30 protein-coding genes are annotated in these 24,829 nt (G+C 51.0%); 7 read left to right on the plus strand and 23 right to left on the minus strand.

Annotated features, from left to right (window positions below; genetic code table 11):
* Positions 1 to 32: 32 nt before the first annotated feature.
* The 13 genes from nrdR to pepF all read right to left on the minus strand — a co-directional run bounded on the left by nrdR (position 33) and on the right by pepF (position 11,024).
* Positions 33 to 491, minus strand: coding sequence for a transcriptional regulator NrdR (gene nrdR / locus LX24_RS06365; RefSeq protein WP_166511313.1), 459 nt, complete (start codon positions 489 to 491; stop codon positions 33 to 35).
* A gap of 210 nt (positions 492 to 701) precedes the next feature.
* Complete coding sequence (locus tag LX24_RS06370) at positions 702 to 995, minus strand: YlmC/YmxH family sporulation protein (RefSeq protein ID WP_166511314.1); 294 nt, start codon at positions 993 to 995, stop codon at positions 702 to 704.
* A 42-nt stretch (positions 996 to 1,037) separates the two neighbouring features.
* The gene (locus LX24_RS06375) at positions 1,038 to 1,184 is read right to left on the minus strand and encodes a hypothetical protein (RefSeq protein WP_166511315.1); all 147 of its coding nucleotides are present in this window, start codon (positions 1,182 to 1,184) and stop codon (positions 1,038 to 1,040) included.
* Between the two features lie 33 nt (positions 1,185 to 1,217).
* Positions 1,218 to 1,991, minus strand: a complete 774-nt coding sequence (gene sigG, locus LX24_RS06380; RefSeq protein ID WP_166511316.1) for an RNA polymerase sporulation sigma factor SigG — start codon at positions 1,989 to 1,991, stop codon at positions 1,218 to 1,220.
* Positions 1,992 to 2,081: 90 nt separating this feature from the next.
* Positions 2,082 to 2,804: an RNA polymerase sporulation sigma factor SigE gene (gene sigE, locus LX24_RS06385; RefSeq protein ID WP_166511317.1), complete on the minus strand. Its 723-nt coding sequence runs from the start codon at positions 2,802 to 2,804 to the stop codon at positions 2,082 to 2,084.
* 32 nt (positions 2,805 to 2,836) lie between these two features.
* Positions 2,837 to 3,745, minus strand: coding sequence for a sigma-E processing peptidase SpoIIGA (locus LX24_RS06390; protein WP_166511318.1), 909 nt, complete (start codon positions 3,743 to 3,745; stop codon positions 2,837 to 2,839).
* 173 nt (positions 3,746 to 3,918) lie between these two features.
* Positions 3,919 to 4,977: a cell division protein FtsZ gene (gene ftsZ / locus LX24_RS06395; protein WP_166511319.1), complete on the minus strand. Its 1,059-nt coding sequence runs from the start codon at positions 4,975 to 4,977 to the stop codon at positions 3,919 to 3,921.
* 52 nt (positions 4,978 to 5,029) lie between these two features.
* Positions 5,030 to 6,235: a cell division protein FtsA gene (gene ftsA, locus LX24_RS06400; RefSeq protein WP_166511320.1), complete on the minus strand. Its 1,206-nt coding sequence runs from the start codon at positions 6,233 to 6,235 to the stop codon at positions 5,030 to 5,032.
* A 77-nt stretch (positions 6,236 to 6,312) separates the two neighbouring features.
* A complete protein-coding gene (locus LX24_RS06405) occupies positions 6,313 to 6,654 on the minus strand; it encodes a small basic family protein (protein ID WP_166511321.1) in 342 nt (113 codons plus the stop codon).
* Between the two features lie 35 nt (positions 6,655 to 6,689).
* Positions 6,690 to 7,367 carry a DUF881 domain-containing protein gene (locus tag LX24_RS06410; RefSeq protein ID WP_243131644.1) on the minus strand — a complete coding sequence of 226 codons (678 nt, stop codon included), beginning with the start codon at positions 7,365 to 7,367 and terminating at the stop codon, positions 6,690 to 6,692.
* An 18-nt stretch (positions 7,368 to 7,385) separates the two neighbouring features.
* Complete coding sequence (locus LX24_RS06415) at positions 7,386 to 8,093, minus strand: DUF881 domain-containing protein (RefSeq protein WP_166511322.1); 708 nt, start codon at positions 8,091 to 8,093, stop codon at positions 7,386 to 7,388.
* Between the two features lie 26 nt (positions 8,094 to 8,119).
* Complete coding sequence (locus tag LX24_RS06420; RefSeq protein WP_166511323.1) at positions 8,120 to 8,884, minus strand: cell division protein FtsQ/DivIB; 765 nt, start codon at positions 8,882 to 8,884, stop codon at positions 8,120 to 8,122.
* Between the two features lie 307 nt (positions 8,885 to 9,191).
* The gene (pepF, locus tag LX24_RS06425) at positions 9,192 to 11,024 is read right to left on the minus strand and encodes an oligoendopeptidase F (RefSeq protein WP_423244328.1); all 1,833 of its coding nucleotides are present in this window, start codon (positions 11,022 to 11,024) and stop codon (positions 9,192 to 9,194) included.
* Between the two features lie 232 nt (positions 11,025 to 11,256).
* Between pepF and LX24_RS06430 the strand changes: the two genes are divergently transcribed.
* On the plus strand, positions 11,257 to 11,445 hold the full coding sequence (locus LX24_RS06430; RefSeq protein WP_166511325.1) for a hypothetical protein: 189 nt from the start codon (positions 11,257 to 11,259) through the stop codon (positions 11,443 to 11,445).
* 117 nt (positions 11,446 to 11,562) lie between these two features.
* Positions 11,563 to 11,742, plus strand: a complete 180-nt coding sequence (locus LX24_RS06435) for an asparagine synthase (protein ID WP_166511326.1) — start codon at positions 11,563 to 11,565, stop codon at positions 11,740 to 11,742.
* A gap of 70 nt (positions 11,743 to 11,812) precedes the next feature.
* On the opposite strand, the gene LX24_RS06440 is transcribed toward LX24_RS06435, so the two are convergent.
* A complete protein-coding gene (locus LX24_RS06440; protein WP_243131645.1) occupies positions 11,813 to 12,568 on the minus strand; it encodes an epoxyqueuosine reductase in 756 nt (251 codons plus the stop codon).
* A gap of 219 nt (positions 12,569 to 12,787) precedes the next feature.
* Here LX24_RS06440 and LX24_RS06445 point away from each other — a divergent pair, with 219 nt between their 5' ends.
* Complete coding sequence (locus LX24_RS06445) at positions 12,788 to 12,976, plus strand: hypothetical protein (protein WP_166511327.1); 189 nt, start codon at positions 12,788 to 12,790, stop codon at positions 12,974 to 12,976.
* Between the two features lie 77 nt (positions 12,977 to 13,053).
* On the opposite strand, the gene LX24_RS06450 is transcribed toward LX24_RS06445, so the two are convergent.
* The gene (locus tag LX24_RS06450; RefSeq protein WP_166511328.1) at positions 13,054 to 13,242 is read right to left on the minus strand and encodes a hypothetical protein; all 189 of its coding nucleotides are present in this window, start codon (positions 13,240 to 13,242) and stop codon (positions 13,054 to 13,056) included.
* A gap of 467 nt (positions 13,243 to 13,709) precedes the next feature.
* On the opposite strand from LX24_RS06450, the gene LX24_RS06455 reads away from it, so the two are divergent.
* From LX24_RS06455 to LX24_RS06470, 4 genes are read left to right on the plus strand one after another with little or no spacing between them, the layout of a single operon-like run.
* On the plus strand, positions 13,710 to 13,946 hold the full coding sequence (locus tag LX24_RS06455; protein WP_166511329.1) for a helix-turn-helix domain-containing protein: 237 nt from the start codon (positions 13,710 to 13,712) through the stop codon (positions 13,944 to 13,946).
* Positions 13,933 to 14,166 carry a type II toxin-antitoxin system HicB family antitoxin gene (locus tag LX24_RS06460; protein WP_166511330.1) on the plus strand — a complete coding sequence of 78 codons (234 nt, stop codon included), beginning with the start codon at positions 13,933 to 13,935 and terminating at the stop codon, positions 14,164 to 14,166. Before LX24_RS06455 ends, LX24_RS06460 begins: the two co-directional genes overlap by 14 nt.
* A complete protein-coding gene (locus LX24_RS06465; RefSeq protein ID WP_166511331.1) occupies positions 14,166 to 14,399 on the plus strand; it encodes a type II toxin-antitoxin system HicA family toxin in 234 nt (77 codons plus the stop codon). The genes LX24_RS06460 and LX24_RS06465 overlap by 1 nt, the downstream gene beginning before the upstream one ends.
* 35 nt (positions 14,400 to 14,434) lie before the next feature.
* Positions 14,435 to 14,602 (plus strand): hypothetical protein, encoded by a 168-nt coding sequence (locus LX24_RS06470; RefSeq protein WP_166511332.1) that lies wholly within the window; start codon positions 14,435 to 14,437, stop codon positions 14,600 to 14,602.
* Positions 14,603 to 14,855: 253 nt separating this feature from the next.
* Here the strand turns inward: LX24_RS06470 and murA are convergent, their stop codons facing one another.
* The 8 genes from murA to LX24_RS06510 form a co-directional block, all read right to left on the minus strand.
* On the minus strand, positions 14,856 to 16,109 hold the full coding sequence (murA, locus tag LX24_RS06475) for a UDP-N-acetylglucosamine 1-carboxyvinyltransferase (protein WP_166511333.1): 1,254 nt from the start codon (positions 16,107 to 16,109) through the stop codon (positions 14,856 to 14,858).
* A 16-nt stretch (positions 16,110 to 16,125) separates the two neighbouring features.
* On the minus strand, positions 16,126 to 17,037 hold the full coding sequence (gene murB / locus LX24_RS06480) for a UDP-N-acetylmuramate dehydrogenase (RefSeq protein ID WP_166511334.1): 912 nt from the start codon (positions 17,035 to 17,037) through the stop codon (positions 16,126 to 16,128).
* Positions 17,038 to 18,417: a UDP-N-acetylmuramate--L-alanine ligase gene (gene murC, locus LX24_RS06485; protein ID WP_166511335.1), complete on the minus strand. Its 1,380-nt coding sequence runs from the start codon at positions 18,415 to 18,417 to the stop codon at positions 17,038 to 17,040.
* A gap of 224 nt (positions 18,418 to 18,641) precedes the next feature.
* Positions 18,642 to 19,748 carry an undecaprenyldiphospho-muramoylpentapeptide beta-N-acetylglucosaminyltransferase gene (murG, locus tag LX24_RS06490; protein WP_166511336.1) on the minus strand — a complete coding sequence of 369 codons (1,107 nt, stop codon included), beginning with the start codon at positions 19,746 to 19,748 and terminating at the stop codon, positions 18,642 to 18,644.
* A 13-nt stretch (positions 19,749 to 19,761) separates the two neighbouring features.
* Positions 19,762 to 20,877: a putative lipid II flippase FtsW gene (gene ftsW, locus LX24_RS06495; RefSeq protein WP_166511337.1), complete on the minus strand. Its 1,116-nt coding sequence runs from the start codon at positions 20,875 to 20,877 to the stop codon at positions 19,762 to 19,764.
* 13 nt (positions 20,878 to 20,890) lie between these two features.
* Positions 20,891 to 22,243, minus strand: coding sequence for a UDP-N-acetylmuramoyl-L-alanine--D-glutamate ligase (gene murD, locus LX24_RS06500; protein ID WP_166511338.1), 1,353 nt, complete (start codon positions 22,241 to 22,243; stop codon positions 20,891 to 20,893).
* A 106-nt stretch (positions 22,244 to 22,349) separates the two neighbouring features.
* A complete protein-coding gene (gene mraY / locus LX24_RS06505) occupies positions 22,350 to 23,348 on the minus strand; it encodes a phospho-N-acetylmuramoyl-pentapeptide-transferase (protein WP_166511339.1) in 999 nt (332 codons plus the stop codon).
* 40 nt (positions 23,349 to 23,388) lie between these two features.
* The gene (locus tag LX24_RS06510) at positions 23,389 to 24,768 is read right to left on the minus strand and encodes a UDP-N-acetylmuramoyl-tripeptide--D-alanyl-D-alanine ligase (RefSeq protein WP_166511453.1); all 1,380 of its coding nucleotides are present in this window, start codon (positions 24,766 to 24,768) and stop codon (positions 23,389 to 23,391) included.
* Between the last annotated feature and the right edge of the window lie 61 nt (positions 24,769 to 24,829).

A 24,829-nucleotide genomic window follows, 5' to 3' on the forward strand; every position in this document is an offset into this window, starting at 1 on the left:
AGTTAGCCTCCTCAAAACTCGCTATTACACTGCTAATTTTTCTTTTTAATCAGTTGCTCGATTTCCCGCATAAAACCCTGCACATCTTTGAATTCACGGTACACCGAAACAAAGCGTACATAAGCCACCTCATCCAAATCCCGCAACCGGACCATAACTTGTTCGCCGATATCACTGCTGGGCACTTCCCTTTCCATGGTGCTTTTTAAGTCCCGTTCAATTTCACCGGCCATTTGCTCCAACCGGCCGGTGGATATGGGGCGTTTTTGACAGGCCGTGATCAGCCCGGCCAGCAGCTTTTGCCGGCTAAAGAATTCCCGCCGGCCATCTTTTTTTACCACCATCAGCGGCAGCTCGTCCACCCGCTCGTAAGTGGTAAACCGCTTACTGCACCGGGCACATTCCCTGCGCCTGCGCACCGCATTACCTTCCTCCGCAGGCCGGGAATCCAACACCCGGCTTTCAGAAGTGCCGCAATAGGGGCATCGCATTTGTTTCACCCCCTGTATAATGTCAACCAAACAATATATATAGTATTATGATCCCCTTAATTATACTAAACTTTGTTTCCAAAGGGAAAAAGGATAACGGCACTTCAAACCTTATTTGGTCCATTTTGCTAACCCTTGCTATGGTAAAAACTTAATATTTCAGGAATCCATAAATTTTGGACAAAGCTTTTAGCCGGGCAAAAACAAAAATTACCACTTATTTTTTATGCCACCGTGCATTTCGGCACCGGGTAAGCTAAAGGACAGGTCCACCAAAATCACATCAACGCCAATTTTTTTTATTTTTTGCCAGGGCACCACCAATTCCTCTTCACGACCGATAAAGCCCATGAACCTTCCAGCACCACCGCCGTGCCCGGGCAGGATAATGGCATTGATGCGTCCTTCCTCCAAATTGATATCTATATCCTTTATGGGACCGAGACGGCGCCCGTCCGCTATATTGATCACTTCCCGCGCGCGTAAATCGGAGATTTTAACCATATAAAAAAACACCCCCATAGGTATGTATATGAGGGTGCCGGATCAATCTGAACCCCAATAATCCCCGGCGTAGAATAAATTATGCCGGTTATAAGCATACACCGCATCCTCATCAGGCACGGAACCGTATACCGGCACCGCCATAAGGACGACTATGGCAAAAACGCACCAGAATGATTTTTTAAGCAAGCCAAACTCCCCTTCAGGTTAACCGCCTTGGTTTCACACATGTTTGCGCATATGGTGCAGTGCAGCCTTTTCCAGGCGCGAAACCTGGGCCTGGGAAATACCGATTTCCTCGGCTACCTCCATTTGAGTTTTGCCTTCGTAAAACCTCAAGGTTAGAATCAATTTTTCACGATCACTAAGTTTGCGCAGCGCATCCCTGATGGCAATACCCTCCAGCCAGGTTAAATCCAAATTTTTTTCGTCACTGATTTGGTCCATAACAAAGATGGGGTCTCCGCCGTCATGAAAGATGGGTTCGAATAAAGAAATGGGTTCTTGAATGGCGTCCAGGGCAAAAACAACTTCCTCCCGGGGCATCTTCATCTCACTGGCAATTTCATTGATGGACGGTTCCCGGGAATGTTTGTTGACCAGGGAATCACGTACCTGAAGTGCCTTGTAAGCCACATCCCGCAGGGAACGGCTCACCCGGATGGGATTGTTGTCCCTTAAATATCTTCTAATTTCACCGATGATCATCGGTACTGCATAGGTGGAAAATTTAACATTTTGGGAGAGGTCAAAGTTATCGATGGCTTTCATCAAACCAATGCAGCCCACCTGGAACAGATCATCCACATATTCACCCCGGTTGGTGAATCGTTGAATCACACTGAGCACCAGCCGCAAGTTGCCATTGATCAACTGGTCGCGGGCCGGGTAATAGCCGTTTTGCAGTGCAATAAACAATTCTTTCATCTTGGCACTGGACAGTACCGGGAGTTTGGATGTGTTTACGCCGCAAATCTCAACTTTATTGACCAGCATGGACAAACCACCCTTTCCCATGACTTATGCTGCTGAGCTCAATTTCATTATTACCTCGGGATTGGTGATTTATACATGATGGTCGCCCGCCTATTCCATGCGGTTGATTTCCTTCTTTAATCTTTTGATGATTCTTTTTTCCAACCTGGAGATATAGGATTGGGAAATCCCCATCATATCCGCCACTTCCTTCTGGGTTTTTTCTTTGCCGCTCTTAAGGCCAAATCGCAATTCCATTATCCCTCTCTCCCGGCCGTTTAATTTCTGCAGGGCCAGGTGCAGTAATTTGCGATCCACCTCTTCCTCTATATACTTGTGAATAATGTCATTTTCCGTACCCAGCACATCGGATAAAAGTAATTCATTGCCATCCCAATCAATATTCAACGGCTCGTCAAAGGAGACTTCTGTTCTGGTTTTATTATTCCGGCGCAAGTACATTAATATTTCGTTCTCAATACACCGGGAAGCATAAGTGGCCAGCTTGATTTTCTTAGCGGGATCAAAGGTGTTTACAGCCTTGATCAAACCAATGGTACCGATGGAAACCAAATCTTCGATACCTACCCCGGTGTTTTCAAACTTGCGGGCTATATATACCACCAGGCGCAGGTTTCTTTCAATCAGTACACTGCGCACGGCTCCATCCCCGGCTTCCAGTTTATCGATCAGGTAAGATTCTTCATCGGTGGTCAGCGGCGGTGGTAGAGCTTCGCTGCTGCCCACGTAATAGACTTCCGACTTCAAACCCAACCGCAATAATATTTTATACAATGTTATGCGCAGAAATAATCTTATTTTCCCCAGCAGCATCAAACACTCTCCCTCCGAATAAATTTTCAAAATTAAAACAAACCGGTGGGCAATAACGCCCGGCACGAGGTATCATCCTGCAGGCCATCTTGGTAAAGAGCAACCACCACATCGCTGACTTTGATAATATTACCACCGTACTTGAGTTCCACTTCATCTGGACGGAAACCAAGTAGCCAACCATTTTCCCGCCCCACCGAACGGTAGGGGATAATACGAAAATTGCCCGGGCGGATGTTTTCTCCCAGCGCGGCAAGTACTGCCGCACCATCATCCCGCCCACAGGACTCCACCGCCAAGCATACCTTTTCAGGTAATATATCTTTAATCGCCGCATACTCGGCGATAATCACCGGGAAGCCGGTGAGCGGGTCGCTGAGGCTATTACCGGTATCCCAAAGGGCGCTCAGTGTCACCTTCCGCCCCGCCAGGGATACCGTCAAGTCGGCCCGCAATAGCGGCAGCGTTAACCGCTTGCGCAGTGCCACCGGCATTACCCGCCCCAAAATCCAGTAAATGACCAGGGCCAGCAATACACCATACCACAGAAAGGCATCCACGGCTTGCATAATGCCGGCCAACCGGCCGTCAAAGGTGTTTTTCTGTAAAAAGGTTATAATTCCCAGCACCGTTCCGCCTAACGCAAAGGTGCTGATATAAAAATAGGCCAGTAACACCAGCACTTTTTTGGGCGGACTGGGCAAAAAAACCACTGCCACCATCAATAAAGACACCATTAGTTTATATCCGGGCCCTAAATACCCTTCCAGCGCAGGGATAAACAAGAATAAAGAATACAGGGCACCCACCGCCCCGCCGGCCACTAAACGCCACCTTTTGTAGGCGATTTTCCCCAGTCTGGCCGTGGCCCAGAGGATCATCATATTCATCACCAGGCTGCCAATAAATACCTGGTCGACATAAACTACATAAGCCGGCATTGGTTCCCCCCAACAAAGCGAGGCACAAAGCCTCTATTAGATAAATATGGCCCGTACATTGTGTTTATGAATAACCCGGGCCATAAAAAAAGCCCCGGCTGTTTTTTATTATACACGCCGCGGCTGGTAAAATTTGTTATTAAATGTCACATACAAAGCATTTCCCTTCGACATTATCTCCTACGTAAAAAGGCTGGGATATCCAAATCGTCATGGGTGGCGAAAGATTTGGGCTCACTCTTTTCATCGCTGAGCTTTTGCTTTTGCGTGGTGTAAAGTCTTTGATCAAAGCCCGTGGCTATCACAGTAACCCGCACCTCATCCTCCATCCGTTCATCCACCACCGCCCCGAAGATAATATTGGCCTCGGGGTCGGCCGCCTGGGCAATTATTTCCGCCGCCTCATTCACCTCAAACAGTCCCAGTGACGTGCCGCCGGTAATATTCAACAGCACCCCCCGGGCACCCTCGATGGAAGTTTCCAGAAGCGGGCTTGAAATAGCCGCCCTGGCTGATTCAACGGCCCGGTTATCACCACTGGAATGCCCGATACCCATAAGGGCTGAACCGGTATCTTTCATAATGGTTTTTACATCAGCAAAGTCAAGGTTAATTAAACCGGGGACGGCAATCAAGTCGGAAATGCCCTGAACGCCCTGTCTCAGCACATCATCGGCAATGCGGAACGCCTCCACAATGGAAGTATTTTTCTCCACCACCTGCAACAGCCGGTCATTGGGGATGGTGATTAATGTATCCACCTTCTCCTTGAGATTTTGGATACCCTGCTCGGCCTGTAGCATGCGCTTCCTGCCTTCAAAGGTAAAGGGTTTTGTTACCACACCCACGGTCAGGGCACCCATTTCCTTGGCGATTTCGGCCACCACCGGCGCTGCACCGGTACCAGTACCACCGCCCATACCAGCTGTTACAAAGACCATATCGGCACCTCGAAGGGCTTGTTCAATATCGTCCCTGCTTTCTTCTGCGGCTTTTTGGCCAATGTCCGGGTTTGCTCCGGCCCCCAGTCCTTTGGTCAGCTTAGCCCCAATTTGTATTTTGCCACTGGCCAAAGCCATTTGCAACGCCTGGGCATCGGTATTAACCGATATAAATTCCACACCCTTTAACCCGGCGCCAATCATCCGGTTAACGGCATTGTTGCCGCCACCGCCCACCCCTATTACCTTGATATTCGCAAATTGATCCAGGTCAAGTTCAAAATCCAGCATAAAAGAATCCTCCTCCTAGGGGGTCAGTAATTTTCGTAAAGCTATGTATCTATCAGCGAAGCCAACTTTTGATACGACCCACCAAACCCCCCTCCGTCATTCGCTTCACCCCGCAGGGTACCTGTCCCTGCCCGGGTTCCCGGAGAGCCAGTCCAACGGCAGTGTTATACCGGTAAGCTTCCTCTTCAGGCACGCTTTCCACCAGCAACGTATTACAACCCCTGCGCACAGGCATTTCCCAGTAGTCCCGTGCCATCTTCAACAAACCGCGCAGCCGGGCGCCCCCCCCTGTAATAACAATACCCCCGGGCAGGGAAGCCCCCAGTTCCAGATGTTCTAAGAATTGTTTCACAAACTCAAGTATTTCTTCAATTCTCGACCTGATAATTCTATGTACCAGTTTACCTGAGACAACGTTACAACCCGTCCCGGATATATTCGGAACACGAACCTCTTCGTCGATTGAGCCCAGCCCGTAAGTAATTTTTATCTTTTCAGCGGTCTCCAGTGTGGTATGCAGGCCCACTGCCAGGTCGGCGGTAATATGTCCCGCCCCCACCGGAAATACGCTTATATAACGCAGCGTGCCATGATTGATAAAAATCGCCCTGGTCATGCCGGCCCCCATATCCACACATACCACACCCACTTGTCCTTCCACAGCCGCCAGCACCGCCCGGGCTGTTGCCAGCGAGCCAACCTTGCTTTGCACCGCCTGCAAACCTGCGTTGTGCAGGCAAAGCATGGTCGTTTCCAAATTACTTCCCGGAACAGCCAGGGCTGTAGCCTCCATTTCCAGTTCCCTTCCCCTGCAGCCCAAAGGCCTGGCAGTATGTTTACCATCAATACGGAAGTCGGCATTAACCAATTGAACAATTGCCCAATCCGCAGGCAAAACAGCTTGACTGAATTTGTGCTGCAGATTTTGTAAATCTTGCCGGTCCACCGCCCGCCGCCTGGCCATGACTTGTTTCTCCCTGCCGTGCCTGACCACCAATTCCGGGCCGTCAATACCTATATTAACGGAGTCAAAGGGTACCCCTGCGGCAGCCCGGGCATCGGACACGGCTTTTTTTATGGCCGCAGCGGCATCGTGTATATCCACCGCCTGACCGTTTTTCACGCCTATTGATGGACAATAACCAAAGCCCAAAGGTTCCTGTTTGGCCCCGCAACCGCATTTCAGCACGGCCACGGCTATACCGGATGTGCCAATATCCAGACCTACCACCACATCTTTTTGTGCTGTGCCGGCCAAGCAGGCCTACCTCCCTATCTTTACTTATATTGTAAACTTCAACGTACAGTAATAATTTCCTTTTTTTATTTGCTAATTTAATTTTTTAAAATATGACGGCGAATAATGGCCAAATTTTGAAACAGCCTGACACCAAAGGCCACCACCGCAGCCAGATAAAGGTCAATACCCAACCGGTCGCCGATATACGTCAGTCCTGCGGCCAAGAGGGCGTTACTGAAGAAGCCGGTGACAAATATATCCTGATCAAATTTATCTTCAAAAGCAGCCCTGATACCGCCGAAAACCGAGTCCAACGCCGCCAAAGCAGCAATGGACATATACTTGGCATAATTCTGCGGTATAACCACCGGGATGTACAAACCAATTAAAGTACCAATCCCCAGACCTACCACAGCTAGCAGGATGCCAATCCTCATGATTCAAGTCACCCACCGTTCCACCGGCATGGTTTTCACTTCCCGTAGGCCGGCAAAGTTAAATCATCGTGTTTTTCCACGGTTACCTTTATACCCAAATCCCGCCAGTATTCCTTTAATCCACCGGGTAATTCCAGGCTGTCCATCAGAATGTCCGGGTTACCAATAGCCAGTATTTGATACGGAGGTATCACCCGGTTAAGGTTAATATTAATAAAGGAACCGGCCAGCCTGATCTCAGTGGTGGCGATAATACGCTCCCCGTTAATGGATATTGCTTCCGCTCCAGCGCCCCACAACTCGTTTACCGCGCTTAACAAATCCTCATCCCGAATAATCATCAACTCAGGCGGTATTTGAGAATTCTCTGTGTCAGTATCAGGTTTATCCAGCACCAGTTCAATACCGGGGCCGCTAACCGTAACCAACCCCGCGTTCATTCGCACTTTGTTCAATTCACTTTGCAGGGCATTTTTAGCCTCGGCCTGACCTTGATTGATCTGGTTTAGTTTGAAAGTCAGGTCACTTATCTCTTTGGACAGGCTTTCTTTCTCTTCGTTAATATGCTTTAATTCCGCATTCAGTTCCTGGGCCCGGTCAATGGATATGCCATTGGTGGCGCTGTTGGTCACGCGAAACTGCATAGTCAGCATTAGACCCAGCACCGCGGCAACCAGCATAATGGAGGCATACATACCTGTTTTTTGGGGCACCACCAACCACCTCCCGTATCACGTCTTGGGTTTGGCATAATCGAATACAAGACTACCAGTATAGGCGGGGATAGTCAACTTGTCCACCTTTTTTACATCCACCTGAATACCCCAGAACTGCAGATAATCAATTACTCCGTTTTTCATTTTTAAAGCACTGGACAACGTTTCCGGACTACCCACCGCGGAAATAACAAAGGGTGGGCTGAGACGCTGGTTTTTGTTCACTAAAATTGAGGGCCCGATACAGCGTATTTCGGTGGTGGTGATTATTCTCTGCCCGTTCAGGGAAATAGCCTGGGCTCCGGCTGCTTTCAGTTCATTTAAGACCCGTAGCACATCCCCGTCATGCAGCACGTAAAAGTTGGGATTTTCCCCGGGCTGCAGCTCTTTGCTGCTATCATTAAGGGTCACTTCCACACCGGCTCCCTGCACCTCTTTCATGCCGGCCTTCTGGCGGGCCTCCTCCAAGTCCTTTTTCAATTTGGATAATTCCGGGTCGGTTGCCGCGTCATCAAGCTGATTGCGTAGTTCATCAACCCTGGCCTGCAGTTGATTTCTGGATTGGCGGGCCTTGTCCAACTCTTCAGCCAGTGCCAGGGACCTGTCCAGATCCATCGGCGCATTCTCGGCAATATCCTGGGTGACCCGAAACTGCACTGCCAGTATAAACCCCGTGACCACACCAAACAGCAGCAGTATCCAGTAGTATGACTTTATTTTCATGCCAGTTCCCCCAATAAGCTTACCCGTTAATCCCTGTATTTTACAACCGGCGAGTTGACAATGGAGAAATCCACATACTCAATATTCTTATTTCCCTCCTGCAATTCCTCTATTACCTGCAAAAAATAATCTCCTTTTACATTCACGTTTTCCGGCATACCCAACCGGCATTCTATACCATCCAGGGTGTACAGCGTTACCAATCCTACGTTATTGACACTCACCTCGGACAGGTTATTACGTAGTTGTTCGGTCAATTCCTGCACCACTTTCAAGGCAACATCCAATCCCTTGCCGGTAACTTTTTTACCCGGGCCGGCGGACTGCACCTGTATACCGGTAACCACGGGCAGTCCGGTGGCTGCAGCGCTGCCGGTGCGCAGGAAATAGCCTTCGGCATCCAGTTCCACAAAATGCTCGTCCACCACCACCAGTACCACAGGCTCCCGTTCGATAACATCAATGGATATGGTATCGGGGAAATCTCTGGTGATGTTTACTTCTTTGACCATGGGCAGAGCCTTTACCTTGGTGGAAGCAGTTTGCAAATCGGCTTTAAAAATATTCATCCCGGTTACTATACCGGACACCCGCACGATCTCCCCGGCGGTCATATTATTATTTCCCTGTACGGTAATTTTAGTTATTGAAAAAATGGGTGACTGCAGCAAAACATAGCCTGCCATCAGGGCAACGAAAATAAAAAAAAAACTCTGCCAAAAGATAAACTTTTTCTTTTTTCGCACTATACGCACTGTGCCTGACATACCGTCTTCCCTTCCTAACAGCATCCGCTAACCCCAAGTTAAACTGGTCTAACCCGCTAATCGATTAATTCTTTAAATTATAGAACACCATGACAAACTTGTCCAAATAAAACTGCCATAAACCTGGCTTTTACAAGAAAACGGTTCCCGGTAACCGAAAACCGCCAAATTCACCAGCTACTTTCTTACTTCTTTCTCTTCGAAACAAAGACACTTCTTTCCCGTAGCCCTCAAAACCTCATTGGAGGGATTGTACCTGCCCTTGATCCCATAAATTTTGCAACCATAGGGGAATCTGACATCCCAGGTTACATAAAAGTGCTTGCATTTCCTACAATTCACAGGCGCCCGGCACCCCCAAGGCCATGCTCTCCAATTCCCCCACCAACCGGGCAAACACATCAAGACATTCCTGCACCGGCCGGGGACTGGTCATATCCACACCGGCGGAATTTAACAGCTGCAGGGGATAATCGGAACCACCCCGGCTTAAAAAATCAATGTAGCGTTCCACGGCGCCACTGCCTTCGCTGCTGATACGGCGCGTCAGGGCAGTGGCTGCCGAAAAACCGGTGGCATATTTATATACGTAAAAAGCGGTATAGAAATGTGGTATACGTGCCCATTCCATGTCTATATCTCTGTCCACCACCACCTCCGGCCCGTAGTAATCGACGTTCAGTTGGTGGTATATAGTGCAAAGCAGTTCAGGAGTTAAAGCTTCCCCCGCTTCCACCTGTTCGTGAATAATCTTTTCAAACTCGGCAAACATAGTCTGCCTGTACACGGTGCCCCGGAATTGTTCCAGATAGTGATTAAGCAGATAAATTTTCTTTTCCCGCTCCTTAACCGTCTGCAGCAAATACTGCATCAACAAAGACTCATTGACCGTAGAGGCCACCTCGGCGGTAAATATTTTATAATGGGCATATACATAAGGCTGTGACTTAAAGGAATAGTAAGAATGCATGGCATGTCCCATTTCATGGGCCAGGGTAAATACATTGTTCAGGTTATCCTGGTAGTTAAGCAGCACATAAGGATGTGTGCCATAGGGGCCCCAGGAATAGGCACCGCTTGTTTTACCCTTGTTTTCGTAAACATCCACCCAGCCCGCGCCGATACCCCCGGTCATTGTTTCTACGTAATCCTTGCCCAGCGGGGCCAGCCCTTCCCGCACCATCTCCACCGCCTCCGGGTAGGGAATGGTCCATTCTACGTCTTTAACCACGGGGGTGTAAATATCGTACATGTGCAGCTCATCAATTCCCAAAAGCTTCTTGCGCAGTCTCATGTAGCGGTAAAATGGCTCCAGGTTGCCGCGCACCGTCCGGATTAAATTATCATAAACCTGCACGGGTATATTATCCGCAAAAAGAGCCGCTTCAAGGGCGGAAGGGTATTTGCGCACCCGGGCGTAAAACACATCTTTTTTTACGCTGGCACCCAGCGTGGCCGCCAGGGTATTCTGAAACCGGCGGTAAGTTCTGTACAAAGAGGTAAAGGCATCCCGGCGCACCCGGCGGTCCCTGCTTTCCATAAACTGCAAGTAGCGGCCGTGGGTGAGTTCCACCTCGCGACCCCGCTCATCTTTTACCGGGTCAAAGGTAAAGTCGGCATTGTTAATCATTCTGAATATATTGGCAGCCGCCTGGGTTACTTCCTGGGCCCGGGCCATTATCTGCTCTTCCGAAGCGGATAGGGTGTGGGGTTTTTGTCGCACCAATTCCTCCAGCATAAACCGGTACAGGGCCAAACCGGGTTCCTCTTGCAGGAATTTTTTCAGGGTTTGGCCGGGCAGAGCCAGAATTTCGGGTACAAAAAATGACACCGCAGCCTGGACCCGGGCATTCAGGCTTTCGGCCCGGTCGGACAAAGCCTGGTAAACTGGGTTGGTGTTATCTTCATCCCTTCTCATGCGGGCATAGGTATATATTTTTTCATTAAGCATATCCAACTGCTCCTGTAGTTGAAAGGCCTCCAACAACACACGAGCCGATGTGCCCAGTTTGCCTTGGTAAGACTCCACCCGGGCAGCCAGTTCCAGCGTTTGCTGAAAGTCCCGCTCCACAGCATCGTCACCGGGGTAAATATCCTCCAGCCTCCATTTATACCGGTCGGGAATTTCCCGGCGAGTGGGTAAATGTGCACTTTTCAAAACTATTACCTCCCTGTGTTATTATAATCCAAATACCTTTTCTTTTCTATATTTTTCCTGCAAAATACATTATTTAAAAATTTATTATGTTATAAGGTATCCTATCACCATGGATGTTAACAACTAAAGCACAGTGCAGCATTTTTATTGACCCTTTATCAACGTGCCCGCCCCGGTTTTAATAAACATGTAATTTATATTCCCTCCCTGGACAAAATCTTAATGGAGGTGATAATAAATGGACAAATACACCGTGCGGGGACCCGGCAAAGAATGTAACGAAATTACCGCCAATAGTTTAGATGAAGCACTGGAGATGGCCCAAAGCCAAAATCCCGGCAAACAGGTGGCCGCGGACGCCAGTGGCATTATTTACGTATGTGAATCCGGTGAGGATCCCGACTCCTGCCAAATGAGGTTAAGTTAATCATGACCCTAAAAAACCCCGGCCGTTTTGCCGGGGTTGTTTTCACGTAATTGACAGGTATAAAGATTTGTCATAACCAAATAATAAGGCTGAACTCTCAATAACCCAACGGGGGGGATGACAGTGGCACGGGAAGGTTTAATACCCACTGTTCTCGGCGCAGCAGTAACCACCACCGGACTGGCTTTGCGCAATGTAAACCCTACGGTCGGCTGGGGTATAACGGGCTTTGGACTGGCGCATGTCATTTTAGGCACCATTGACCTGATACAGCACAAGCCCTATAAATTTAAGTAAATGAGAGTTCAGGAGGGGGAAGCCATAGTGGCTTCCTTCCTCTGTTTTGCCTCAACCGCTATTTCTCCGGTTACCCGGCGTTCATGGCGCAGGGTCCCATGGCGCACTTACCACAAACATCACATAGACCCAAATCGCTAAACAGACTGTCCACCTCCAGCAGCTGTTTATAGCACCTTTGCTTATCCAATTGCTGTACCTGCAACGCACCGGTAGGGCAGTTTTGAACACAATACAGGCATTTCCCATCACGGTGATAATGGCATAATTCTTCTGTAGGCCGGGGTGTTGGGGGAACCCCGGCGGAAATTACCAGTGTGCCCAGACGGCCGGCGCAGCCCGAAGCAGTGATTAACATGCGGTTTAGACCGAAGGTACCTAAACCGGCAACAAAGGCAACGCTCTTATGAGACCAGCCCGCGGTCAGATCTTGTTCGTTGAAGTTATGGGTAGGTTTTTCCGCCACCGCTTCAATTCCTTCCTCCCGCAGCACCCCGGTAAGCTCCTGGCAAATTTCGCTGATTAACCGGTTGGTTTCTATATACGCCACGGCCCATTCCCGGGCTATCTTTTCCTTATCCCGCCTGTTGGCCTTTACCACATCCTCCGCAAAGGGAATAAAAAAAGCCACTACAGTTTTGGCTCCGGGCAGCATTTCCCGGGGATGCAAATGATGAGGACCGATCACCTGCTTGATTTGGGTAAACAAGTGGTCATTGGCCGAGGCAAAACCCACCAGCGGCTCCCGGTAGCGGGTCACGGTCCGGGCTTGCAGCACCGAATTTGTTATAAATTTTACTATTTTGTCACCAATAGCCATGTCCATTATACTATCTCCTTTGTTTAGGCATTACCCATAGGATTTCTACACAGGGTAGGGGCTTCCCTTTTAGTACCGTAATACAACCTCTCCCCAGCCAGGACATCATCATATTATAAACCGCCCAAGTGTTAGAACCAGGACGTTACAAAAAGCAGGGTTTTCCCACCAGAACCTGGCATTTTCCTACCGTCAAATTCGTATAATTAACAGAGGTGATATATTATGGAAATAGCCATTTCCCTGGCCTGCGCTTTGGCAGGGATGGTGCTTGCATTGATGTTTTTGCTGGATTTGATATCCATGGTCGGCTCCGGTGTGGTGGAACGCAAAAGGCTGGTCATATGCCTGGTTAAATTGCTGGCGGGTTTGCTATTGTTACACTTTCATTTTGAGATGGATATTTTAGATTAACATTGCAGTTTATTTCGGTGAGCATAAAAAAGGACCCTTTAAGATTCGGGTCCATTATTTGTGTCATGACAATAGATTTACAAAAGCTTATGAAACCTTTGGCTGGCCTCATCCAGCAAAACATCCGCTTTGTTGGAAAGCCTCTGCAATTCTTGTTTTTCCTGTTGATCATTGATACGGTTTACAAAAGTTTTAATCTCGCCAATTACGTTCTTGGCATTATTAATGCAATTTTGCAGTTCAGCCTTATCGTTTGTGTTAATCATAACAAATCACCTCCGTCATTTACTAAAGATAACTTTACCAATAATGAGGATAATTATGTACGTACCTTTTTCGCTGACTATAATAGGGTAAAATTTACCCCTGGCAGTAGTGACTAAATTGCTTGTATCTAATCCCTTCCTTTTTTGGGTATTTGTTTATCTTGGTTGGTTTTTACCTCCGTGTCCATGCTCACGCCTCCTTTATTCCCTTTTTACACTGCCATGCCGGCCATATAGCCAACAGTTACGGCAATACTACCCGCCAGAATCCACGCCAAAGGTTTACATCGCGATACCCGCCACCTGGTAGTTTGGACTACATTACACACATTATGGTATTTTGTATTGACTTCATTGTACTTAATACAATGTTTATTGTCAACACTTCATTGTAAATTTTCTAACCATTATTTGATTTAATACTGCATTCGTTGTATAATATTGATATATCGCCGGGGAGTGGTTACATGATTAAATTCAAACTGGATAGAGTGTTATTTGAGAATGGAAATATGAAAGTGCCCAAATTACAAGAAATTAGTGGCGTTAATAAAAATACACTGTATGCTATTTACAACGGCTCAATAACAAGGATTGACGTATCAGTAATTGACCGTATATGTGCCGCCCTCAACTGCCAGCCTGGTGATCTGCTGGAATACATACCCGACGAAGAAGGGGAGGGTAATAATGCGAAAGCATAAGTTCAAGGTCATTCTTGAGCAGGATGAAAACGACGGGGGTTATACTGTAACTGTTCCGGCCTTACCCGGTTGTATCACTGAGGGAGATACCATTCAGGAGGCTTTAGAGAACGCCCAAGAGGCTATTAGAGGTTACCTGGAGGCTTTGCAAATCCAGGGACGCCCGCTCCCCGAAAAGGATATACAGCTATTCTACGGTGAGGTTGAGGTATCACTATAATGATGACACCCCGCCTCCCTCGTGCGTCCGGTAAAGATGTTATGGCTGCGCTTACCAGGTCCGGCTTTAGGTTGGTACACGTTCGGGGTAGTCACCACTACCTGGAGCAACCAGGCGGTGGGAGGCTGGTAACCGTGCCGGTACACGGTAACAAGACACTTAAACCCAAAACATTGAAAAGTATCCTGGACCAAACGGGCCTTACCGTTGACGAACTGTTAGAACTGTTGTAATCCACCTGTTAGGAAAAATTAAAAGGAGGGATACAATGGCACGAAAGAAAGATCCAATTAGCCAAACACGTCAGATATTGTACGGTGCGGCTAAACTATTGGGGGACGTAAACGCCGTCAGAAAGGGTACTATAGGCAAACGCATTGCCAGGAGGGCAGCGGGGAAAGCCACCGGCAGGCTGTTAGGTAAACTTTTTAAGTAAGACGTAAATAAACCCGGCAAAGCACCGGGTTATTTTTATGTGCAATGCTTCTAATTTCTTGATAGCTTGATACCTTTTTTACCCGTCTTAGAAGGGCTTTGAGATTTTTTGCTCCCATTCTACTCCCATTCTGCTAGCTAAAAAATTCACTTCGTAAATACTAATATTGGTGAATCCGCCAACCATTGATATGACCGCGTTTCTTCCCCCGAATTTCGCCCTTGTCCCCCATAAAACCAAAAAAGAGTCCACATTAACTGTGCACTCGAATAATCCGGGCTCCCAGGGAGTTGTATTTATTTTCCATTCTCTCGTAACCGCGGTCTATATGATCCACCTGGTCCAGCACTGTGCCGTTTTCCCCGGCCATGGCGGCCAGCACCAGTGCAGCCCCGGCCCGCAAGTCGCTGGCCTCTACGCAGGCCCCTGACAGGCTGGTCACCCCCCTGACCACCGCGGTGTGACCCTCCAGGCGGATATCCGCACCCATCCGGCGCAGTTCCATCACATGTTTATAGCGGTTCTCAAAGATGGTTTCACTAATCACACTGGTTCCTTCGGCCAGTGTCAACAGGGCCATAAATTGCGGTTGCATGTCAGTGGGGAACCCGGGATAGGGCATGGTTTTTATATCCACTGCCTGGGGCCTTTTATCTGCAGCCACCCGGACCTGGTCGTCGTTCACCTCCACATATACTCCGGCTTCCCGCAATTTATTAATGACTGGTTCCAGGTGTTCCGGTATGACATTGGTTACCAGTACATCTCCCTGGGTAATGGCGGCCGCTACCATATGGGTACCTGCCTCAATGCGATCCGGTATTACGGTATACTCAGCCCCGTTTAACCCATCTACACCGGTTATTTTAATGATATCCGTACCCGCACCCTTGACCCGCGCCCCAAGGCAGTTTAGGAAATTCTGCAAATCCACTATCTCGGGCTCCCGGGCGGCATTGCGAATCACCGTAGTTCCTTCGGCCAGTACCGCGGCCATCATCAAGTTTTCCGTAGCCCCCACGCTGGGTAAATCCAAGTATATGTCGGTCCCTTTTAATCTCTTTGCCTGGGCGGTAATATAGCCGAATTTTTCCTTAATCTCCACCCCCATGGCCTGCATACCCTTTAAATGCAGGTTCATGGGCCGGGAGCCGATGTTGCAGCCGCCCGGGTAAGATATTCTGGCATATTTATAGCGACTGATCAGTGGCCCCAGCACCAGATTGGAGGCCCGCATACGGCGCATCAATTCCTCGGAAACATCCTGATAGCCGATCCCCTGGGTGTCGATATGCATTACGTCCTTTTCCCAAACCACACTGGCACCGAGATAAACCAGCAATTCCTTCATCACCGCCACATCCTTAAGGCGAGGCACCCCCTTGATGGTGCACTTGCCGTCCAACAGCAGGCTGGCCGCCATTATGGGCAATGTGGCATTCTTGGATCCGCTAACTTTAACAGCACCGCTCAACCGGTTACCACCCGTGATCATAAATCTTTGCAATTATACATCACCTCCGCTAAAACTCCCCCAGCTTTTGCACCTCCATTACCAGTTTTACGCCACATTTTTGTTCCACAATGTTTTGTACCCGGTTTACTATTTCCAACACCTCACCGGCGGTACCGCCACCGAGGTTGACAATAAAATTGGCATGGCGCGGAGAGACCTGTATATTACCCACCCGCATTTCTTTGCAACCCGCCATTTCAATCAGCCGGCCAGCTGAATCACCGGGCGGGTTTTTAAATACACTGCCGGCATTAGGATATTCCAGGGGCTGGGTCTGCCTGCGCCGATCCAGGTAATGTTCCATCCTTTGCTTGATTTCTTCCGCCCGGTCCGGCTTACCTTCCAACACCACACCCACCACAATAACATTCCTTTCGGCCAAAGAGCTGTGCCGGTAGGAAAAAGTTAGCTGGTGTGCGTCAAAGGTCAAACAATTACCGGCATAATCAAAGGCCGTTACCTGCCTGACCCTTTCTCCCACGGCGCAACCATTGGCACCGGCATTCATGATCAGTGCACCGCCCACAGTACCCGGTATGCCGGCCAGGAACTCAAACCCGGCCAGCCCGGCCTGCATGGCCTTCCTGGCCAGCAAAGGCAGCGGCGCACCGGCACCGGCGTAAATCATATGACCCCGCACATTAATATCCCCGAGCCCCGGCCCGATTTTAATCACCATACCCCTGATGCCCCGATCGGAAACTAGCAGGTTGGTTCCATTACCGATCACGGTAACAGGCAGGTCATACCGCCGGGCATATACCAGCGCCCGGCGTAGATCTTCCTGATCCCGGGGTTTGATAAGCAAATCCGCAGGCCCTCCGATACGCCAGCTGGTATATTTACTCATGGGTTCCTGGCGATAAACCGGGCCTTTTATGCTTTGTTGTATTTCCGTATGGAGTACCGAATCTATCAACTATTTACTCTCCTTTAATCTATTGACCAGTTCCACACCGGTTTTCCAAACGTCACCCGCACCCATGGTAAGTACCAGATCACCTTCCCTTAATATCCCGGTCAGGTAATCAACGGTTTTGCTTCCTGAGGGCAATTGCTGCGGGCGCTCCCCTTTGCTGGCCTGCACGGCATCTGCAATAAGCCCGGCGGATACTCCGGCAATGGGCTTTTCCCCGGCACTGTATATATCGTTTACGATCACCATATCGGCATCGGCAAAACAAGCTCCGAAGCGCCTGAACAATAACTGGGTTCTGGTGTACCGGTGCGGCTGAAACACGGCAATAACCCGTCCCGAGTGCACCTGCCGGGCCGCCCGTAGCGTAGCGGCAATTTCGGTGGGGTGGTGGGCGTAATCATCAACCACGGTGATTCCCTTTTCCCGGCCAATTAACTGGTACCGCCTGCCGGCCCCCTTAAACCCCTGTAAACACCGGGCTACCTCGCCAAAGGACAAACCAATGTTACGGCAAACCGCTACCACCGCTAGTGCATTGGCCAGGTTATGGCGTCCGGGCACCGCCAGCACCAGTTTTCCCAGGTACCGCCCTTTTGAGTAGACCTCTCCCGTAGAGCCTCCCGCATCCACTCTGATATCGCACACAGTGTAGTCTGCATTGGGATTATCGAGGGCATATGTAATTACCTGCCCCGCACAATCTGCGGCCACAGCTCTTACATGTTCGTCATCAATACACAGTACCGCCGTACCGTTAGCGGGTATTTTACTGATAAATTGCCGAAACGCATTAATTATTTCTTCTAATGATCCGTAATGGTCCAGGTGGTCATCTTCGATATTGGTAACCACCGCCAGATAAGGTTGCAGCTTTAAAAATGACCGGTCACTTTCGTCCGCCTCAGCCACCAGGAACGCGCCCCGTCCAAATTTGGCGTTACCGCCAATATCAGTCAATTCACCTCCGATTAATATTGTGGGATCCTGTTGGCACTTTTCCAAAACCAGCGCCAGCATAGCGGAAGTGGTGGTTTTACCGTGTGCACCGGCCACTGCCAAACCCTTTTGCCGCTTCATCAATAGACCAAGTAAATCCGCCCGGTGGATCACCTGCACACCCTTTTCTCTGGCCGCTTGCATTTCGGGATTATCAGCACCAATGGCAGTGGAATATACCACCAGTTCAGCGTCTCCCACATTTACCCCTGCATGCCCTCTGTATATGGTGGCACCCAGCGCTTTAAGCCGCTCGGTCACCGGCGTGCTATTGATATCTGATCCCCGGACATCAAAGCCCAAATCTAAAAGTACCCTGGCCAGCCCACTCATTCCGGCTCCGCCAATACCTATAAAATGAATTTTGCCTGGAATATCCTGCACCCGCTAATCAACTCCTTCCTGCACCGAATGGCGCATATACGGCAGTCGGGAGAGAAAGATACCTTATATTATGCTTTGTTTAAACAAGGTGTTACATGCCATAGCTAGCGTATATAAACTCCCGGGCCTGTCCATCTCTGTTAAAGTAAGTTTTGGGCCATACACCTCAACCCGGTTATGAAACATCATCAACCGGGTCTTTAATGCACAACCTGCTGGCTTATCTAAATTATTTCCTCAACTATACCGATAATATCGTCCAAAGCTCCGGGCTTGCCCAACCGGCGGCTGGCCTCGGCCATTTCCTCAAGCCGGCTGCGATCAGCCAGCAGCTTTTCTATTACACCCACCAGGGTGCTGCCCGAGAATTCGGCATCCGCAACCATCTCCGCCGCCCCCCGGGACACCAATGCCCGGGCATTATGTTCCTGGTGGTTGCCCGTAGCATAGGGAAAGGGCACCAGCAGAGCAGGCAGACCCCGCACCGTAATTTCAGCCAGGGTGGCGGCACCGGCCCTGCTCACCACCAGGTCCGCCGCCGCCAGAGCTTCCGGCATTTCGTACAAATAAGGTACCACGGTAACATTGTCCGGCATGTCCCGTCCAAAACCTTCCTTTGCCAGCATGTCCATAAACTGCTGGTACTGGCCGCTGCCGGTAACATGCAAAAGCCGCACCTCCGGGATACCCGCCAGGTGCGTAATTGCCCGGGCTACTGCCCTGTTCAAGGTGCGGGCGCCCTGACTGCCACCGAAGGAAAGCACCAGTAATTCCCCCTGGTGCACCCCGAACCGCTCCCTGGCCAATTCCCGCTCAGCGGTAAGCACTTCGCTGCGCACCGGTAGCCCGGTAAGACGTACCGGGGCCCGGCGGGGAAAAAAGGGCAGCGCATCCTCAAAGGTAACCGCCACCCGGTCCACAAAGCGGGACAAAATCCGGTTGGTAATGCCCGGTAAAGCGTTTTGTTCATGTATCAAGGTGGGGATTTTCAACCTGGCGGCGGCCAGCAGCACCGGGCCGCAAACATAACCACCGGTACCCACCACCGCCCGGGGAGCAAAGCCGCGGATCAGCCGCCGGGCCTCCCGGTAACCGGCCCAGGCCTCCCAGGGCACTTTCAAGTTATGCCAGGAAAGACTGCGTTTGATACCCACCGCCCGAACGGCGTGAAACCGGTAACCCGCCTTGGGCACAATATCGGCCTCGAGTCCCCGGTTGGTACCGATATACATAACTGAGCAGCCCGGGAAACGCTGTTTTAAGCCGCCGGCAATGGCCAGCGCCGGGTAGATATGGCCGCCGGTACCGCCACCGCTTACAATAAATCGCAAACGTTTCACCCCTTTATTTGCGGGAACTGTACCTGGAAATGTTTAATATAATGCCCACGCCCATCAGTGAAAAAATCAGTGACGTAGAACCGAAACTGACAAAGGGCAGGGTTATACCTGTAACGGGCAGCGATCCCGTCACCACACCGATATTAACAAAGGCCTGCAGCACTATCCCGGATACCAAACCGGCAGCCAGGAGACTGCCAAAGGTGTCCGGGCAGGTAATGGCCACCCGAAACCCTCTCCACGCCAGTAATATAAACAAAAATATTACCAGACAGCCTCCGATGAAACCCAATTCTTCGCCAATGGCGGCAAAAATAAAGTCGGTATGCCGCTCGGGCAGGAACAAAAATTTGGAATGCCGCCCCTGGCCCAATCCCATGCCCAACAAGCCCCCCGAGGCCAGGGACATTAAAGAATTAATAATATTCCAACCCGCCCCGGTGGGGTCGGCCTCGGGATCTAAAAAGGCAGTGAACCTTCGCATCCGGTAGGGTTCAAAATATATGGCGGCAGCCACCGCAGCCGCCCCCAGACCCGCCAGGCCCGTCAGGTGCCCACCCCGGGCGCCGGCAGCGAACAGCATGATAAACACGGTGCCGCACAGTGTAGCCGCCGTACCCAGATCAGGCTGGGCCAGTATCAATAGAGCCGCCAGGCCCGTCACGGCCAAAAAGGGCATCAGGCCCGTACTCAAGTTTTGAATGCGCTCTTTCTTCCGGGCCAGGCCATAGGCCGTAAAGGTGATAATAAATATTTTCACCAGTTCCGAAGGTTGGAAGCTAATAAAGCCCAGGTTTATCCAGCGCCTGGCTCCCAGCACTTCCATACCAATCCCCGGAATCAACACCAGCAGCAGCAACACAAAGGCCACAATCAACATTGGACCCACCCAGCGCTTTAAGCGCCGGTAGTCATAATTCATCATCACCAGCATGGCAACAATACCCAATGCCGCACCAAACAGCTGCCGTTTAAAAAAATGGAAGGGATCGCGGTATGATCCTTCCGGATCACCGGCAAAGTACGCGCTGGCACTGAACACCATAACCAAACCAATACTTAACAGTATCAGTACAGTTAAAAACAAAACAAAATCCGGTGCCCCTCGGCGCACACGCATACCATACCCCTCCCTACAGGCCGGTTACTATTTCCCTGAATAAATCGCCCCGTTCCTCAAAGTTCTTGAACATATCCCAACTGGCGCAGGCCGGCGACAGTAGCACCACGTCACCGGGCCGGGCCGAAGCGTGCGCCATTAGTACAGCTTCACGGAAACCGGGTGCTTTTAATATATTGGTACAGCCCGCCGCCCGGGCGGCCTGCTCGATTTCAACGGCACACTCACCCAGTACCACCAGCACCCGCACCTTTTGTTTTACTAGCCGGGCGAATTCGGTAAAATCGCTACCTTTGTTACGTCCCCCCGCCAGCAGTATAATGGGCCGGTCAAAGGCTTGTAAAGCCTTGATACTGGCATCGGGGTTGGTACCTTTAGAATCATTGACAAACAATACTCCGTTCTTTTGCGCCACTGTTTCCAACCGGTGGGCTACCCCGGCAAAGGTTCGCAGGACGCGGGCCAGCACCCCGGGCTTCACCCCCAGCGCATATGTGGCCGCCACCGCGGCCATGGCGTTTTCCAGGTTATGTAATCCCGGGATAGCCACCTCACGGGCCGGTAAAATTTCAATTTCCTGATTGTTTTGACGCACGACAATAATATCCCCGCGGACAAGTACGCCCTCTTTTAAATTATGCCTGTGGCTGAAAAATATGACTTTACCACCGGTAATTTCCGCCAGCTTCCTGGTTTCAGGGTCATCATAGTTAAGCACGGTAAAATCTCCCGGGTCCTGCCGGGCAAAAATACGGGCCTTGGCCTCGATGTATCCTTCCATGGTGCCGTGGCGATCAAGGTGATCAGGGGTAATGTTGAGTATCACCGCCACCCGGGGATGGAATTGTTCCGCCGTTTCCAGCTGGAAACTGGAAACCTCGGCTACTATCATGTCCTCCGGGCCATATTCTTCTATCACATCCACCAGGGGCACTCCGATATTGCCCCCCACCAGGGTGCGTAGACCAGCCGCCCTAAATATTTCACCCACCAGCGTGGTGGTGGTGGTTTTGCCGTTGGTGCCCGTGATGGCCACCACGGGAGCACGGGCAAAACGATAAGCCAGCTCCAACTCGCCCAGTACCGGGATACCACACTGTCTGGCCGAAGCCACCGGCGACACGCCGGGGGGCACACCGGGGCTGATCACCACCAGGTCGAAGTTGTCTTCCCGCACTGCGGGATAGTTGCCCAATTCAATCCGCAAACCGGCCTCCAGTAATGTATCCAGGGTAGCGCCCAATTTATCCTGATCCCGGTTATCCGTAAGCACCACCCGGGCGCCTTTGCGCAACAAGAAGCGAGCCACCGCCGTACCGCTCCTGCCGGCCCCCACCACCAGTACTTTTTTATCCCTAATATTCAAAAGCAGTACCTTCTTTCATATCAGCCTAACATTTAAAGACCCTTGTGCCCTTCAGCATAGCGTGTAATCATGTTTTTAACGCTAACCACTAAATCCTTTTAACATCTCAAAACCCGGCACCAAAGCCATATAACCCCAGCGCAGCAAACACTATTGACGCCAGCCAGAAAGTACGCACCACCCGCTGCTCGCTCCAACCGCCCAGTTCAAAGTGATGGTGCAGAGGACTCATGCGAAATATGCGCCGCCCGAAAACTTGAAACGAAAACACCTGCAATATTACCGAAAGGGCTTCCAACACATAAACACCCCCGATAATTAGCAGGAAAAGTTCACCACCGGTAATGACGGCCGCGGCGCCCAGGGCACCGCCCAGGGCCAGTGACCCGGTATCACCCATAAAGACCCGGGCGGGATAACGGTTGTAGAACAAAAACCCCACGCACCCACCGGCCAGCGCCGCCATGGCCAGGGCCACCCCCGGGTGACCGGACAGCATCCCCACCACTACAAAAGCAAGGGCGGACACCACCGTAACACCGGCTGCCAGACCGTCCAGGCCGTCGGTGAGGTTAACAGCATTGGTTGTACCCACCACCACCAGCACAACAAAGGCCACATACAGCCAGGTACCCAGCTCCAGCACCACGTTATGCCCGGCGATAAGGCCGCCAAAGGGCAGCACAATGCCGGTGTCACGGCCCAGCACCGTTATAGCCAGCACTCCCAGCAGAACCGCCAGTAAAATCTGCCCCAGTAGCTTTTCCCGGGCTCGCAGCCCCAAAGACCGCTTTAAAGCCACCTTGATGAAATCATCTATAAAACCAATTAGTCCGAAACCAAAGGTAATCCCCAGCACCACCAGGGCGTCCCGGTCATGCCCGCCTGTAACCAGCCCCGCAGCCAGCACACCGGTTATGAATATCACCCCGCCCATGGTGGGTGTACCGGCCTTGGCCAGGTGCCGGGACGGGCCGTCGCTGCGGATGCTTTGGCCGAACTTCAGCCGGCGCAGCAATGGAATAAAGACCGGCCCCAGGGCCAGGGTAACCACCAGGGCGATCGCAAAGGCCCGTATAATATGAGGTTCTAAAACAATACTCATTTATATTACTCCCCGCTCGGTTCTTATCTCTGCCATGCAATTAATCTTTCAATAAGCCTTTAATAATTTCCTCCATGCGCATACCGCGTGAGCCCTTAACTAAAACCACATCACCCGGCTTTAATGTTTCTTGCAGCACGGCCAATGCCTCTTCATTGTTTCGACAGCACACCATACCATCCTGAGTACCGCCTGCCAGCCGCGCGCCTTCAGCCGTTTCCCGGGAGAGTTCGCCCACCGTGACCAGTTGCGCCACCCGGTGCCGCACCGCAGCGGTACCTACCCGCCGGTGCCCGGCCACCGCCCCGGACCCCAGCTCCAGCATATCACCCAGCACCGCCACTGTCCTGCGGCTGCCGGCAGCAATCTCCTCCAAAGACTGCAGGGCTGCACAGGCCGAATCCGGGTTGGCATTATAGGCATCGTTTACTATTGTTATTGTTCCGCCATTAATAACGGTATCCGCAATATCCAGGCGCATCCCCGAAAGGGTTACCCGGGACAGCCCGGCAGCCGCCTGTTCGGGAGTCAAACCCAGAAGTATACCTGCACCGAAGGCAGCCAGGGCGTTTTGCACATTATGCCTGCCCGGCAAAGGCAAGGATATCTCTTGCTTGATACCGCCCATTGCCACTGTAAACCGGTTACCGGCCCCATCCCGGCGCACATCTGCAGCATAAATATCCATGCCCGGCTCCAAGCCAAAAAACAGGACCTTGCCGTGGCAGCGCCGGGCCTGCTCCCTGGCCAAGGGACTGTCTCCCGGCAGTAAGGCAAAACCATCCGCCGGAATATGATCCAGTATTTCACCCTTGGCCCGGGCTATATTCTCGGGTGAGCCCAGTCTCTCCAAGTGGGCCACGCCGATATTGGTAATAATGGCACAGGTGGGCCGGGCTATCTGACACAAAGCATTTATTTCGCCGGGGCCCCGCATAGCCATCTCCACCACCGCAACCCCGTGTTCAGGGGAGAACTCCAACAGGGTCAGAGGTAGGCCGATTTCATTGTTATAATTACCCCTGGTCTTTAAAACCTTGAAACTGCTTTCCAGTACGGCGGCCACCATGTCTTTGGTTGTAGTCTTGCCACTGCTACCCGTAATGCCCACCACGGGCACGGCAAACTGCCGGCGGTGGTAAGCCGCTAGAGCTTGCAAGCCCGCCAGGGTATCACCCACCTTGATCAGGGGCACTCGGGTATGCACATCCACAACCCGGCTGACCACCAGCGCACTCGCCCCACCGGCAGCGGCCTGATTTAAAAAATCGTGTGCATCATATTTTTCTCCCCGCAAAGCAAAGAATAAATCCCCGGGCATTATTTGCCGGGTGTCAGTACAAACCCGGGATACCGTTGTTTTTTCATCACCCTGCAGCAGCCTACCGCCGATAGCCCGGTATATCTCGCCCACCGTCATCCTCTTCACTTTAAAGAAATACCTCCTTAAACCAGCACCGTAAACAGTCACCGCTAATATA

The organism is Desulfallas thermosapovorans DSM 6562 (assembly GCF_008124625.1).
GTDB lineage: Bacteria > Bacillota > Desulfotomaculia > Desulfotomaculales > Desulfallaceae > Sporotomaculum > Sporotomaculum thermosapovorans.